12 protein-coding genes are annotated in these 12,558 nt (G+C 70.3%); 9 read left to right on the top strand and 3 right to left on the bottom strand.

Going from position 1 to position 12,558, the window contains the following annotated elements:
• Positions 1-2 precede the first annotated feature (2 nt).
• Entirely contained in the window at positions 3-971 is a 969-nt protein-coding gene (gene nadC, locus AAT21_RS18505) for a carboxylating nicotinate-nucleotide diphosphorylase (RefSeq protein WP_046777933.1), read from the top strand.
• A 3-nt stretch (positions 972-974) separates the two neighbouring features.
• On the top strand, positions 975-1,784 hold the full coding sequence (locus AAT21_RS18500) for a type III pantothenate kinase (RefSeq protein ID WP_046777932.1): 810 nt from the start codon (positions 975-977) through the stop codon (positions 1,782-1,784).
• 48 nt (positions 1,785-1,832) lie between these two features.
• Here AAT21_RS18500 and AAT21_RS18495 read toward each other — a convergent pair whose 3' ends face one another.
• On the bottom strand, positions 1,833-2,147 hold the full coding sequence (locus tag AAT21_RS18495) for an ATP-binding protein (protein ID WP_327152747.1): 315 nt from the start codon (positions 2,145-2,147) through the stop codon (positions 1,833-1,835).
• A 322-nt stretch (positions 2,148-2,469) separates the two neighbouring features.
• Between AAT21_RS18495 and AAT21_RS18490 the strand changes: the two genes are divergently transcribed.
• The 4 genes from AAT21_RS18490 (at position 2,470) to AAT21_RS18480 (ending at position 6,714) form a co-directional block, all read left to right on the top strand.
• Complete coding sequence (locus AAT21_RS18490) at positions 2,470-3,321, top strand: helix-turn-helix domain-containing protein (RefSeq protein WP_046777931.1); 852 nt, start codon at positions 2,470-2,472, stop codon at positions 3,319-3,321.
• A gap of 14 nt (positions 3,322-3,335) precedes the next feature.
• Positions 3,336-3,527, top strand: a complete 192-nt coding sequence (locus AAT21_RS35810; RefSeq protein ID WP_079025785.1) for a DUF397 domain-containing protein — start codon at positions 3,336-3,338, stop codon at positions 3,525-3,527.
• Between the two features lie 80 nt (positions 3,528-3,607).
• A complete protein-coding gene (locus AAT21_RS18485) occupies positions 3,608-4,024 on the top strand; it encodes a hypothetical protein (RefSeq protein WP_046777930.1) in 417 nt (138 codons plus the stop codon).
• A 5-nt stretch (positions 4,025-4,029) separates the two neighbouring features.
• On the top strand, positions 4,030-6,714 hold the full coding sequence (locus tag AAT21_RS18480; RefSeq protein ID WP_046777929.1) for a KGGVGR-motif variant AAA ATPase: 2,685 nt from the start codon (positions 4,030-4,032) through the stop codon (positions 6,712-6,714).
• A 28-nt stretch (positions 6,715-6,742) separates the two neighbouring features.
• Here the strand turns inward: AAT21_RS18480 and AAT21_RS18475 are convergent, their stop codons facing one another.
• Positions 6,743-6,952, bottom strand: a complete 210-nt coding sequence (locus AAT21_RS18475) for a hypothetical protein (RefSeq protein ID WP_046777928.1) — start codon at positions 6,950-6,952, stop codon at positions 6,743-6,745.
• A 197-nt stretch (positions 6,953-7,149) separates the two neighbouring features.
• Here AAT21_RS18475 and AAT21_RS18470 point away from each other — a divergent pair, with 197 nt between their 5' ends.
• Together AAT21_RS18470 and AAT21_RS18465 are read left to right on the top strand one after the other, a co-directional pair.
• Positions 7,150-8,274: a DUF5937 family protein gene (locus AAT21_RS18470; RefSeq protein ID WP_046777927.1), complete on the top strand. Its 1,125-nt coding sequence runs from the start codon at positions 7,150-7,152 to the stop codon at positions 8,272-8,274.
• A gap of 309 nt (positions 8,275-8,583) precedes the next feature.
• Positions 8,584-10,134 carry a M28 family metallopeptidase gene (locus AAT21_RS18465; protein WP_046777926.1) on the top strand — a complete coding sequence of 517 codons (1,551 nt, stop codon included), beginning with the start codon at positions 8,584-8,586 and terminating at the stop codon, positions 10,132-10,134.
• Between the two features lie 63 nt (positions 10,135-10,197).
• On the opposite strand, the gene AAT21_RS18460 is transcribed toward AAT21_RS18465, so the two are convergent.
• Positions 10,198-11,091, bottom strand: coding sequence for a hypothetical protein (locus AAT21_RS18460; RefSeq protein WP_052757864.1), 894 nt, complete (start codon positions 11,089-11,091; stop codon positions 10,198-10,200).
• Positions 11,092-11,249: 158 nt separating this feature from the next.
• On the opposite strand from AAT21_RS18460, the gene AAT21_RS18455 reads away from it, so the two are divergent.
• A complete protein-coding gene (locus AAT21_RS18455; protein WP_235439023.1) occupies positions 11,250-12,500 on the top strand; it encodes a CapA family protein in 1,251 nt (416 codons plus the stop codon).
• Positions 12,501-12,558: the final 58 nt, after the last annotated feature.

The following is a 12,558-nucleotide window of genomic DNA, read 5'->3' as shown; positions in this document are numbered from 1 at the left end:
CCGTGAGCACCCCCGAACTTCCCCTCATCGACCAGAACGACGGCGGCTGCGGCGACGACTGCGCCTGCGGCGACGGCGAGGAGAGCGGCCTCGACCCGGCGCTGGCCCAGCTGCTCGCGGACGCGGGACTGGACCCCATCGAGGTCGAGGACATCGCCCACATGGCGCTCTCCGAGGACCTCGACGGCGGCGTGGACGTCACCACCGTGGCCACGGTCCCCGAGGACGCCGAGGCCATCGCCGACTTCGTCGCCCGCGAGGACGGTGTCGTCGCGGGCCTGCGCATCGCGGAGGCGGTGTTCTCCGTGGTGTGCACGGAGGCCTTCGAGGTGGAGCGGCACGCGGAGGACGGCGACACCGTCAAGGCCGGCGAGGTGCTGCTGTCGGTCCGCGCCCGCACCCGTGACCTGCTGACGGCCGAGCGCAGCGCGCTGAACATCCTGTGCCGTCTCTCGGGCATCGCGACGGCCACCCGCCGCTGGGCGGACGTGCTGGAGGGCACGAAGGCCAAGGTCCGCGACACCCGCAAGACCACGCCGGGCCTGCGTTCGCTGGAGAAGTACGCGGTCCGCTGCGGCGGCGGCGTCAACCACCGCATGTCGCTGTCGGACGCGGCGCTGGTGAAGGACAACCACGTGGTCGCCGCGGGCGGGGTCGCGCAGGCCTTCACCGCGGTGCGCGAGGCCTTCCCGGAGGTCCCGATCGAGGTCGAGGTCGACACGATGCACCAGGTCCGCGAGGTCCTGGACGCGGGCGCCGACCTGATCCTGCTGGACAACTTCACGGTCCCGGAGACCGAGGAGGCCGTCACCCTGGTGGCCGGCCGCGCGGTGCTGGAGTCCTCCGGACGGCTGACGCTGGACACCGCCCGGGCGTACGCGGAGACCGGTGTGGACTACCTGGCGGTCGGCGGGCTGACCCACTCCTCGCCGATCCTGGACATCGGTCTCGATCTGCGCGAGGCGGTGTAACCGGTGCTCCTCACCATCGACGTAGGCAACACCCACACGGTCCTGGGCCTGTTCGACGGTGACGAGATCGTCGAGCACTGGCGCATCTCGACCGACCCGCGGCGCACGGCCGACGAGATGGCCGTGCTGATGCAGGGCCTGATGGGCATGCACCCGATGCTCGGCAGCGAGCTCGGCGACGGGATCCACGGCATCGCGATCTGTTCGACGGTGCCGTCGGTCCTGCACGAGCTGCGCGAGGTCACCCGGCGCTACTACGGAGACGTGCCGGCGGTGCTGGTGGAGCCGGGCATCAAGACGGGCGTGCCGATCCTGATGGACAACCCGAAGGAGGTCGGCGCGGACCGCATCATCAACGCGGTCGCGGCGGTCGAGCTGTACGGCGGCCCGGCGATCGTGGTCGACTTCGGTACGGCGACCACCTTCGACGCGGTGTCCGCGAAGGGCGAGTACGTGGGCGGGGTGATCTCCCCGGGGATAGAGATCTCGATGGAGGCGCTCGGCGTACGGGGCGCCCAGCTGCGCAAGATCGAGCTGGCCCGGCCGCGCCACGTGATCGGCAAGTCCACGGTCGAGGCGATGCAGTCGGGCGTGATCTACGGTTTCGCGGGTCAGGTCGACGGGGTCGTGGCCCGGATGGCCAAGGAGCTGGCCGGGCCGCACGGGGATCCGGAGGACGTCCGGGTCATCGCGACCGGCGGTCTGGCCCCGATGGTGCTGGGCGAGTCGTCGGTGATCGACGACCACGAGCCGTGGTTGACGCTGATCGGGCTGCGGCTGGTGTACCAGCGCAACGCGCCGAACTTCGAGTGACGCCGCCGGGACCGGGGCCGTGCCCTGCGGGGTGCGGTCCCGGTCCCGTCAGGCACGGACCTCGACCCACAGCAGCTTTCCCCCGGCGTCCCCGTACAGCCCCGTCCCGCCGAGCGGATAGCCGCCCCAGTTCGCGGCGTACGCCCGTACGAGGAACAGCCCGCGGCCCCGCTCGGCGCCCGACGGCGGTGCCGCGACGGGAGAGTCCGCTCCGAAGGGCGCAGGGATGTGCGGATTGCTGTCCCAGACGCCGACACGCAGCCGGGTGGACCCCATGGCCCGGAGCCGGAGGGTGTACGGACCGTCGGAGTAGAGGTAGGCGTTGGTGAGCAGCTCACCGGCCAGCAGTTCGGCCGTCTCCACGAGGCGCTCATCGCATGCGTCCGGAGCACGGACCGCAGGGTCTGGCGGGCGAGACCGGGGGCGCGGGGATCTTGCGGGAGTTGCAGGCTGTAGGCCCACGACGGAGATACGGTGGCAGGCATGGAAGTCTCCGATCACGGAGGGGTGTTGGTCGCATTGCGCGTGCTGCCCGGTGACCGTGCCGCTCCGTCGAGCGGGGTACTTCCGGGCGGGGTGGCCTGCGTCCCAGATTAGGGGCGCGCAAGTGTTATTTGCGCGAATGCTGGGAGATCCAGGCGTTCCTTCGCTCGTGTGAGTGAGACAGTCGCCGGAAGGGAGTGCGATGGCGGGGCGGGTAGCACTGACGGCCCGACGCATCCGCGTCGCCGTTGAGCTGCGCAAGTTGCGCGAGCGCTCCGGGCTCACGTCGACCGAGGCTGCCCGTCAACTCGGCACCAGCCAGGGCCAGCTGAGCAATGTGGAGACCGGCAGGTTCGGAGTCAGCCCCGAACGCGTCCACGCCATGGCGCAGGTGTACTCCGTCTGTGACCCCCTGCTCATCGACGCACTGGCCGCCATGGCAGGCGACCGCACGAAGGGCTGGTGGGAGCAGTACAGGGGGATCCTGCCGCCCGGCCTCCTCGACCTCGCCGAGCTGGAGCACCACGGCCTTGCGCTGCGCGCCGCCTACACCGTCCACGTGCCCGGCCTGCTGCAGACAGCGGAACACGCCCGGGAGATCTTCGGGCACGTGCTGCCGCCGCTGCCCCAGGAGGACGTGGAGCAGCGCGTGGCCCACCGCATCAAGCGGCAGGAGGTACTCCACCGCGACGACCCGATCCCGTACACCGCGATCATCCACGAGGCGGCCCTGCGGATGAAGTTCGGCGGGCACCGCGTCGTCAAGGCCCAGCTGGCCCACCTGCTGGAGATGGGGGAGCTGAGCCATGTCCGGATTCTGGTGATCCCCTTCGACGCGGGTTCCTTTCCCGGGTCGGGCCAGTCGATCTACTACGTCCATGGGCCCGTGCCGCAGCTCGACACCGTCCACCTCGACCAGTCCCACGGCCCCGCGCTGGTCGACGCCGAGGCCCAGCTCGCCAAGTACCGGCTGCTTCTGGACCGCATGGAGGGCGCGGCCCTCGCACGCGGAAAGAGCCGGGATTTCATCCACAGCATCCTGCGCGCCCTGTGAACGGAGATGTCCCCATGACTCGGCCCAGCTGGCGCAAGTCGTCGTTCTGCCAGGAGGGAGAAGCCTGCGTCCACGTGGCGGCGGCCACCCGCGACGGGGCCGTGAAGGTGGCCGGCAGCGCCGACCCCGGCGAGGACCACCTCACCGTCTCCCCGGCCGCCTGGTCCGCCTTCCTCCGAGCGGTGAAGGACTCCGGCACCGCTTGAGGAAGGCTCCTCACGCTCCAGGCGGACAGGGTCTTGGGAAAACCACCTGTGCCCTCACTCTCGGCCAGTAGCCTGGCGCGATGGTGGACGTGGGGGTGAGCGAGCTACGCCGGAGCCGCGATCGACTCGCCAAGCAAGGGGAGGCCGCCGAGCAGGCGGGAGAGAACGCGGTCAGCGGACTGCTGCTCTTCTACGCTGCCGAGTGCGGGTTGAAGGCCGAGGTGCTGCGCTGGGTTCTTCGCTGCGAGGACACCTCCGCCCTGCCCGGTGACCTGCGGACGCACAATCTGCGCCGTCTGGCCAAGGCCTTGAACCTCCAGGACCCCGCTCCGGGGCCGGACCCGTTGCGCTGCCACCGGCACAAGAGCGGCACCTGGATCGAGAGCCACGAGTTGCATGAGGCATGGCGCTATGGTGCAGAACTGCGCGCCGATGATCAGAAAGCGGCGGTGGAAGCTCTGAAGTCACTGGTGGAGGACGCCAGGAAGGGATCTTGAGCGCTATGACCGGCAAGCTCTTCACCTGGGTCGACATCGACTCCCGACTTGCGGAAGCAGCTGTGGAGGGCCAGTGGCCGCAGTGGCTGCTGGAGGTCGATGCCTGGTGGGACGGGCTGGAGCTGACAGTCCTCCCGGCCACCGAGACCGCTACTGTCCGTGATTGGCTGGACAGGCAGTTCGGCCTCGGGTCCACCGCCGAACACGGGATGGGCCTGGAACTCGCCCTGGACCGCCCTACGGCCATCGCGCCCCAGGCGCTTCCCGTGCGTCTGGTCGAAGCCGCCGACTCCGGCGCACTCCCCGACCGCCGCCCCAAGCTCAGCGAACGCCGTGTCACCTCGGCTCTGAGCGAGGCGCTTCCCCGCCCGAAGGTCTCGCAGTTCGCCGGTGACAAGCAGCTCACGGCCTTCCACTCATTCAAGGGCGGCGTGGGACGCACACTGCACGCGGTGGCCCTGGCCGACCTCCTCGCATCCCAAGGCCAGCACGTCCTTCTCGTCGACGCCGACCTGGAGGCGCCCGGCATCACCTGGATGTATCAGGCGCAAGGGGGCCGCTGCGACATCGCGTACGAGGACCTCCTGGCCCTCCTGCACTCCTCACGGCAGGGGGACCCCACACAGGCGGTGGAAATCGCCGCCGCCTACCTGCCCAACCAGCGGGTCTCCCGCTATCCGGGTACGGGACGGGTGACTGTCCTGCCGGCCAGCAGGCGCCTGCGGCTCGGGCCGCCCCGGATCGGTCCCGCCGATCTGCTGACCGAGGACCGCTCACCGTACTTCCTCAGTGAGTCCCTGGTGGCCCTCGCGAATGCCGCCGAGGCCGACACCGTCGTACTGGACCTGCGTGCCGGAGCTTCGGAACTGGCGGCGCCCATCCTGTTGGACCCCCGAGTGATGCGGGTGTTCGTCACTACGATCAGCAGTCAGTCCCTCCAGGGCACCGAGACCATGATCAGGCAGCTCGGGGCTCAGTCCCCGGCGGTGGTGGGAACGGATCCCACCCCTGCCGCGATTGTGACGCAGTACCGGCTCGACATCCATGACGCCCATGCCGAAGAGGCCCGCAGGGGACTCGCCGCGGCTCTGTCGTCCACGATCGTCCTGCCTGGCGCACCTACCGCCGAGTACTCGCCCGAGGATCTGGCAGTGGACGAGCAGGTCCTGACCGAGCCTGTGCTGAGTCCTTTCCGCGAGGAGCTGCTGGCGCTTCCGCGAAGCTGGGATGCGGTGGTGGAAGTCATCCGACGCTGCGGACTTCCCGGTCTGCTCGCCGAATTCGCCCCAAGCGTCGTACCGGCGACCCCGGCGCGTTCCGGGGAGCGGGCCACTCTGGACGAAAGCCGGCGTGCCTTGGAGAGCACCGCACGCCGGCTTGTCTTCGCCGAGCAGCGCGGTATGGATTCGGGGCTCGGGTTCCTCACCACTGAGCCGGTGCGCCGACTCATCGCGGATCACAGCACCGACCTTCCGGTAGCGGTTGTCGTCGGCGCGAAAGGCGCAGGCAAGACATTCACCTTCGCCAGGATGTGCGCGGCTGGATCCTGGGAGGGGTTCGCCCGGGAGAACGGGCAGAATGCCGAACGGCGCGCCATCGTCGTCCCCGTTCTGGACCCGGCCAACATCGCTGAGCCTCAGGCAGGCGTGGCGTCGACGCAGGAGCTCAGAGACCGTGCGGCCGGAGAGCCGGGGATCACCGCGGACGAGATCCGAGGCCACCTGAACGCCGGCCTCAAGGACGAGCGGTCCGAGGATCCGGAGTTCTGGCGGCTGCGCTGGCTGCAATGTCTGGCGTGGTCGGCAGGCGCCGAACGAGGTGCACCCGCTGAGGAATTTCTCATCGAGCGGACCACGGCCACTTCCGGAGCCTGCCTCTTCGTCATCGACGGCCTGGAAGACTGGCTGGAGTCCTTGGAGGCGGAACCCAGACGCATCGCGCTGCGAACGCTGCTGATCGAGGTTCCGTCCTGGCTCCGGCGGCTCCGCAATCGCTCGCTCGGACTCGTGATCTTCGTGCGACAGGACCTGGTTCGCGCGGCGATCAGGCAGAACCTCGGCCAGTTCCTCGACCGCTACGCACCCTACGAGCTGAGCTGGGACACCGAGGACGCCCTCCGGCTGTCACTGTGGGTGGCGATGAACGCAGAGGCGTTGCCGACCACGGCCCTTCCGATCGCCGACATGGGCTACGACGAGATCGTCCGGGCGCTCCTCCCCCTCTGGGGCGCGAAACTCGGGACCGACAACTCCCGCGAGGCGTGGGCGGAACGATGGGTTCCGGCCGCCCTCGCGGACTTCAACGAACAGATTCAGGCTCGCGACATCGTCCGCTTCCTCTGCGAAGCGGCGGGCGCCTCCGTAGGTGACGCGAAATGGCCGGACAGACTGCTGACCCCGGTGGCCATGCGCCGCGCTCTGAACGCGTGCAGCCGGGCGAAAGTGGAGGAGATCAACCAGGAGAATCCACGTCTGGGAACGCTACTGAGGCGCATGTCGACCTTTTCGGACTCCGTGAAGATGCCCTTCGACCCGGCAGACGTGGAACTGACGGCCGACGATGTCGAAGCCCTGGAGCAGTGGGGTGCACTGGCCAGAGACGCTGACGGTCGTTACCGCATGCCCGAGATCTACCGCCACGCACTCGGCTTCCGCACGCAAGGCAGGGCTCGGGTGGTCCGGAGTCTTTGAAGAAGCCGGAGAGCGCCGCACGAGAGGTTCAGCACGGGTGCGGGCGGGTCAGCATCCGGCGCAAGGCGGCTCTCCAGGGGTGGCGGGCCTCGCCGCCGTCCAGGACGGCCCGGAACTGCTGGTAGGAGCGGGCCGCGCGGACGACGGCCACGTCGTCGCGTCCGGGCGGCGGGGGCATGGGGTCCCCGTGCTGGGACGCGCGGTAGGTGTCCATGAGGTACTGCTCGATCGCTGTCATGACTACACCCTCACCCCGTCGGCCCCGTCGCGCACGACGGTTGACGTTCCGCGTCAACCGTCCCGGGCGGCGGCCGCCCCGGGCGTGACGATCACTCGTCCGGCGGCCCGGCCGGGGCCCGCGCGGCCACCCGTACGGCGGGCGCCGGGCGCCCGGGCCGGACGCCCCCGAAGTGCGGGAACGGACAGAATGGCCCGATGAGCGTCACCATCGACATCGCCGGGCTCCCCGCGGAGCGGATCGTCTTCGCGCCCTCCCCGCTCGCGGAGCTCTGCATGGCCCTGCACGCGCTCTCGCAGCCGGCCCACCACCCGCGGCTCAGCTCCTGGACCACCGCCACCTCAGCCTCGCTCGACCCGTGTCTCGCGGACCGTCTGCTGGAGGCCGACTTCCTGTGGCGCAGCTCCTTCTCCGACATCTTCATGCCCTTCGCCGGGATCCCCGGTGGGTCCGGACTGCCGGCGGCGACGCTGGCCGAGGAGCTCGACGTACTCGACCGGCTGGACGACGAGCGGTTCGTGGGGGCCGCGCTGGAGCACTGCCGGCTGGCGCTCTACAACGAGGGCGGCGGGCCCTCGCCGCTGAAGGACCCGGCGGCCCGGGCCAGGGCGCTGGAGCTGGCCGCCGCCCGCGGGCCGCGCCAGCTGGACTTCTCCGTGCGGCTGCTGGACGACACCGCGGCCGTGCGGGTGTGGCTCAGGCGGCTCCTGGAGGACTGCGACGAGGCGTTCTTCGCGCAGACGTGGGAGCGCCTGGAGCCGGGGCAGAGCGCCGACGCCCGGCACAAGGCCGAGCTGCTGCGCCGCAGGGGCCTGGCGGCCGCGCTGCAGGACGTCTCGACGGCCCTGAGCGTCGACGAGGGCCTCACCACCATCACGGCCGACAAGATGGTCCACGGGACGGCGACCGCGACCGATCCCCGAATAGGCAGCGGCCTCGTCTTCGTACCGACCAACTTCGGCTGGCCGCATCTGCTGGTGCTGCACGCACCGGACTGGCGGCCGGTGGTCCACTATCCGCTCGGCACCCCCGGGCCGGCCTCCGGGCCGGGCTCGGTGGAGCTGCTCCAGCTGCGGATGGGGGCCCTGGCGCACCCGATGCGGATGATGCTGTGCCGGAGTCTGGCCCGGGCCCCGTACACGACGAGCGAGCTGGCGAACGTGCACGGGATCACCGCGCCGGAGGTGTCGCGGCACCTGGCGGTCCTGAAAAGGGCCGGTCTGATGCATACGCGAAGGCAAGGCCGTTATGCCCAGCACCAGTTGGATCTGGGTACGGTCGCCCGTATCGGCGCGGACTTCATCGAGGGCATCCTCCGGTAGCACCAACCAGCAGGTGGTTGGCTGGATTTGACCGGCCCAGAGTCACCGATATACGGAATTCATAAACCGAAATCAGCGAAAACTCTGGCCATGATGGCCACTTGCTGTCTAACGTGCGCTCACTGTTCGCCCACGTAACGCGCACCGCGTCCGCACGTCCGGTCCGTCGCGTTCCGCCGTGCTGTGCCCTGCTCCGCCCGTCGTGCCCGGATCCACCTCGTTCCGCCCGTCGTGCCCAGCTCCGCCCTGTCCAGCTCTGCCCTGCCCTGCTCCGCTCTGCTCTGCTCGCCCAGTCGTGGAAGGACCTTCATGCCCTCACGTCGTATAGCCGCAGCAACCGCCGCCCTGGCAGCCGCGGCCCTCGCCTCACCGCTGCTGCTCGCCGGACCGGCCGGCGCCACCAGCCCGCAGAGCGACGCCGCCCGCGGCGACGCGCTGGCCCGGAAGCTGGTCAAGGACGCGACCGGCAAGGGAGCCTTCAACCACCTCAAGGTCCTGCAGTCGATCGCCGACTACAACAACGGCAACCGGGCGGCCGGTTCCAAGGGCCACGAGCAGTCGGCCAAGTACGTCGAGGCCGTGATGAAGGCGGCCGGCTACACGGTCACCCGCAACGAGTTCGACTTCGTCTACGTCGAGGCACTCGCCGAGAAGCTGACGGTGAACGGTGCGAACGGGCGCGACATCCCGGTGCACCTGATGACGTACACGACGAGCACCCCCGAGGGCGGCGTGACGGCCGAGGTCGCCGTCGCCCCGGTCGACGCGGACGGGACGAACGGCTGTGAGCCGGGCGACTTCGCCGCGGGCGCCTTCACCGGCAAGATCGCCCTCGTCAAGCGCGGCGGCTGCACCTTCGCGGCCAAGCAGGCCAACGCGGCCGCGGCCGGCGCGGTCGGCGCCGTCATCTACAACAACACCGCGGGCGCCCTGAACGGCACCCTGGGCGACCCGACCGTCGGCAAGGTCCCGACCGGCGGCATCACCCAGCAGGACGGTGAGAAGCTGGCCGCCGAGGCCGCCGCCGGTCCCGTCGAGCTCACCCTCGACATCCGCGAGCTGCGCGAGAACCGCAAGACCTTCAACGTCATCGCCGAGACCAAGGGCGGCGACGAGAACAACACCGTCTTCCTCGGCGCACACCTCGACTCGGTCGCGGCCGGCCCGGGCATCAACGACAACGGTTCCGGCTCGGCCGGCATCCTCCAGGTCGCCCAGCGGCTCGCGAGCGAGCAGAAGAAGGTCAAGAACAAGGTCAAGTTCGCCTGGTGGTCGGCGGAGGAGTTCGGCCTGCTCGGCTCCGAGGCGTACGTCGGCGGCCTGACGGACGCGCAGAAGAAGCAGATCAAGCTCTACCTGAACTTCGACATGATCGGCTCGCCGAACGCCGCGTACTTCGTCTACGACGGCGACGACTCGGACGGCGTCGGCGCGGGCCCCGGCCCGGAGGGCTCCGCCCAGCTGGAGAAGGGGATCACCGACTTCCTCGACTCGAAGAACATCCCGCACGCGGGCACGGACTTCTCCGGCCGCTCGGACTACGGCCCGTTCATCGAGGTCGGCATCCCGTCCGGCGGCACCTTCACCGGCGCCGAGGGCATCAAGACGCCCGAGGAGGCCGCGAAGTTCGGCGGTCAGGCCGGTGTCGCCTACGACGTGAACTACCACGGCAAGGGTGACGACATCACCAACATCGACCACAAGGCACTCGACATCAACGTCGACATCATCGCGGACGCGGTCGGCCACTACGCCCACGACCTCGCCCCGCTGTCGAAGCCGGTCGTCTCGACGCCGACCCCCGGCGGCAGCGGCGGTGGCGGCGGCCTCCACACGGGCCACGACGAGGTCACGCAGTAGTCGCACACCGTCGGCCGAGGGGGCCGGGATCCCGTTCACGGGATCCCGGCCCCCTCGCCGCACCTAACGGGTGTCCCGCGACCACCGCGTGGTGACATACGTGATCGCCTGGGCGGTCTCGTCCATCCTCCGGGAGCCGGAGCGGAGGGTCCTGCTCAGTTCCACGTGCAGGAAGCGGGTCCCGTGCCGGGCGGCGAGCCGGCCCTGCTCATTGGTCCGGCCCGACAGCTTGCACGGGGCGGACCACGCACGGCACACCGCGACGTCCTGGCCGGCCAGCCTGTCCGCCAGCCGTTCGGCGTCCGGGACCGCCCGGCTCCCCGCGCCGGTGGAGACGACGGAGTCGCTGCCGGGGACGGAGTCGTCGGCGAAGCCGTGCAGCTGGATGCCGGGCAGGCCTCGCCTGGTGAGTTCGGCGACCACGGCGTGGAAGACCGAGTCGGTGCGGTGCGCCATGTCGGCCGGGCTCCCCTCACCCCCGTCGTCCGCCTCGTCGCCCGCGCCTTCCGCTTCCGCCGCGCCCGACCCGGCCGCCGACCCCGCCGTCCGGTGGGCCCCCGCCATGACCATGACCCCGCCGGGGGCGCCGCGCAGGACCCTGGCCCCGAGCCGCTCGGTCCCCTGGTCGGCGACCGGGTGCGGGACCTGGACCGACCAGCGGGGAGGCGCGCCGAGGTCGACGTAGACGCGGCCCCAGCCGCGGTTGCCGGACCGGCCCGCCGCGTCGGAGACCTCCGCGAGGCGGCGCCCGCCGGCCGTGTCGGTGAAGGTGTCGAGCCTGTAGTCCACCTCGGCCAGCCGGCTGCGCGCCATGTCGACATTCCCGTCAAGAAGGCTGGAAACGCCCTCGACAATGAGGGCCTTCTCGGGCTGCGTGGGCGTGCGGTAACCGCCCGTCACGCCGAACTCCCCGGCGAAGCGGGTGACACGGTCCAGCAGATCTATGTCCTCCGCCACAGGGGGCGCAGAGCGGGTGACGGCCCTTTCGGCGGAATTGCCTGGTTCAAAAGTGACGTAAGCCACCAGGCCCGCGATCACGCCGCACAAGATCGCACCAATCGTTATGCCCTTTGTGAACTCAACAGTCTGCACTGGCTGAAAATAGCCGAGTGAAAATCGCCCCTCCCCGCTCGGCCCCCGCCCTGACCCGCGCGGTGCTCCTCGCCCTCCCGCTGAGCCTCGCGCTCGCGGGGTGCGGCCTCCTCGGCGGCCCGCAGGAGAACCAGGGGCCGTCGGGCGACGCGGCGGGCTCCGGTGCAAAGGGCGCGGGCCGCTCCTTCACCGTGGCCGCCGCGGGCGACATCCTCATCCACCCGCAGCTGACCGACCAGGCCGCCCGGGATGCCAGGGCCGCCGGACACACGGGGTACGACTTCGACCGGATCATGGCGGGGGTCGAACCGGTCATCAGCAAGGCCGACCTCGGCATCTGCCACATGGAGCCGGTCCTGGGCAAGCCGAACGGCCCCTTCCAGACCTACCCCGACTTCCTCGTCCCGCCGCAGATCGCCAAGGCGATCAAGAACGTCGGCTACGACACCTGCTCGACGGCCTCGAACCACACCCTCGACCACGGACCGGACGGCGTGTTCCGCACCCTGGACACGTTGGACGGCGAGGGCCTCAAGCACACCGGATCCGCCCGCAGCCAGGAGGAGCACGACACGCCCCTGATCCTGGACGTCAACGGCGTCAAGGTCGGCCAGATCTCCTTCGCCTTCGGCTTCAACGGGCGCAAGGTCCCCGAGGACAAGCCATGGCTGGCCAACCTCACCAGCTTCAAGGCCATCGCCGCGGCCGAGAAGAAGGCCCGCGCGGCCGGCGCCGAGGTCGTGATCCTCTCCATCCACTGGGGCCGCGAACACCAGCCGAACCCGAGCAACCCGCAACTGGAACTGGCCCGCAAGATCGCCAAGCAGACCGGGATCAACCTGGTCATCGGCCACCACGCCCACGTCGTGCAGCCGATGGAGAAGGTCGACGGCACATGGGTCGCCTACGGGCTCGGCAACCAGCTCGCCCGCCACGACGTGCCCAGCGGTCTGACCGAGGAGGGCGCCATCGGCTGGTTCGAGTTCAGCGAGAAGAACGGCACGTGGGACGTACAGGCCCGCTTCGTGCCCACCTTCACCGACATCCCGCCGGACCCCGAGGGCACCCCGGGATCGGAGCTGCCCGCCCCCGGCGCCCAACCGGTACGCGACCACCGGCTGGTCGATGTCGTGGAGGCCCTCCGGGGCGACAGCGGCCTGCTGCCGGAACAGCGCGCCCGTTACCGCCTGGCCTTCGAACGCACCCAGGGCACCATGCTCAACCGCGGCGCCGGCAAGGACGGGCTGCGCCCCCTGCGGGGGCTGCCCGGGTGACCCCGCCCCGTACACCAGCAGGCGAACGCACGACCTCCCCGCTCTCCGAACCGTCCCA

The sequence above is a fragment of the Streptomyces yangpuensis genome, assembly GCF_001005295.1.
Classification (GTDB): Bacteria; Actinomycetota; Actinomycetes; order Streptomycetales; family Streptomycetaceae; genus Streptomyces; species Streptomyces yangpuensis.
This window is presented reverse-complemented; position numbering and strand designations above follow the sequence as displayed.

Bases quoted from the DNA above. Each gene is read 5' to 3' on its own strand.
- AAT21_RS18490 (WP_046777931.1), top strand. From the start codon at position 2,470: ATGGCGGGGCGGGTAGCACTGACGGCCCGACGCATCCGCGTCGCCGTT.
- AAT21_RS35810 (WP_079025785.1), top strand. From the start codon at position 3,336: ATGACTCGGCCCAGCTGGCGCAAGTCGTCGTTCTGCCAGGAGGGAGAA.
- AAT21_RS18485 (WP_046777930.1), top strand. From the start codon at position 3,608: ATGGTGGACGTGGGGGTGAGCGAGCTACGCCGGAGCCGCGATCGACTC.
- AAT21_RS18480 (WP_046777929.1), top strand. From the start codon at position 4,030: ATGACCGGCAAGCTCTTCACCTGGGTCGACATCGACTCCCGACTTGCG.
- AAT21_RS18475 (WP_046777928.1), bottom strand. From the start codon at position 6,952: ATGACAGCGATCGAGCAGTACCTCATGGACACCTACCGCGCGTCCCAG.
- AAT21_RS18470 (WP_046777927.1), top strand. From the start codon at position 7,150: ATGAGCGTCACCATCGACATCGCCGGGCTCCCCGCGGAGCGGATCGTC.
- AAT21_RS18465 (WP_046777926.1), top strand. From the start codon at position 8,584: ATGCCCTCACGTCGTATAGCCGCAGCAACCGCCGCCCTGGCAGCCGCG.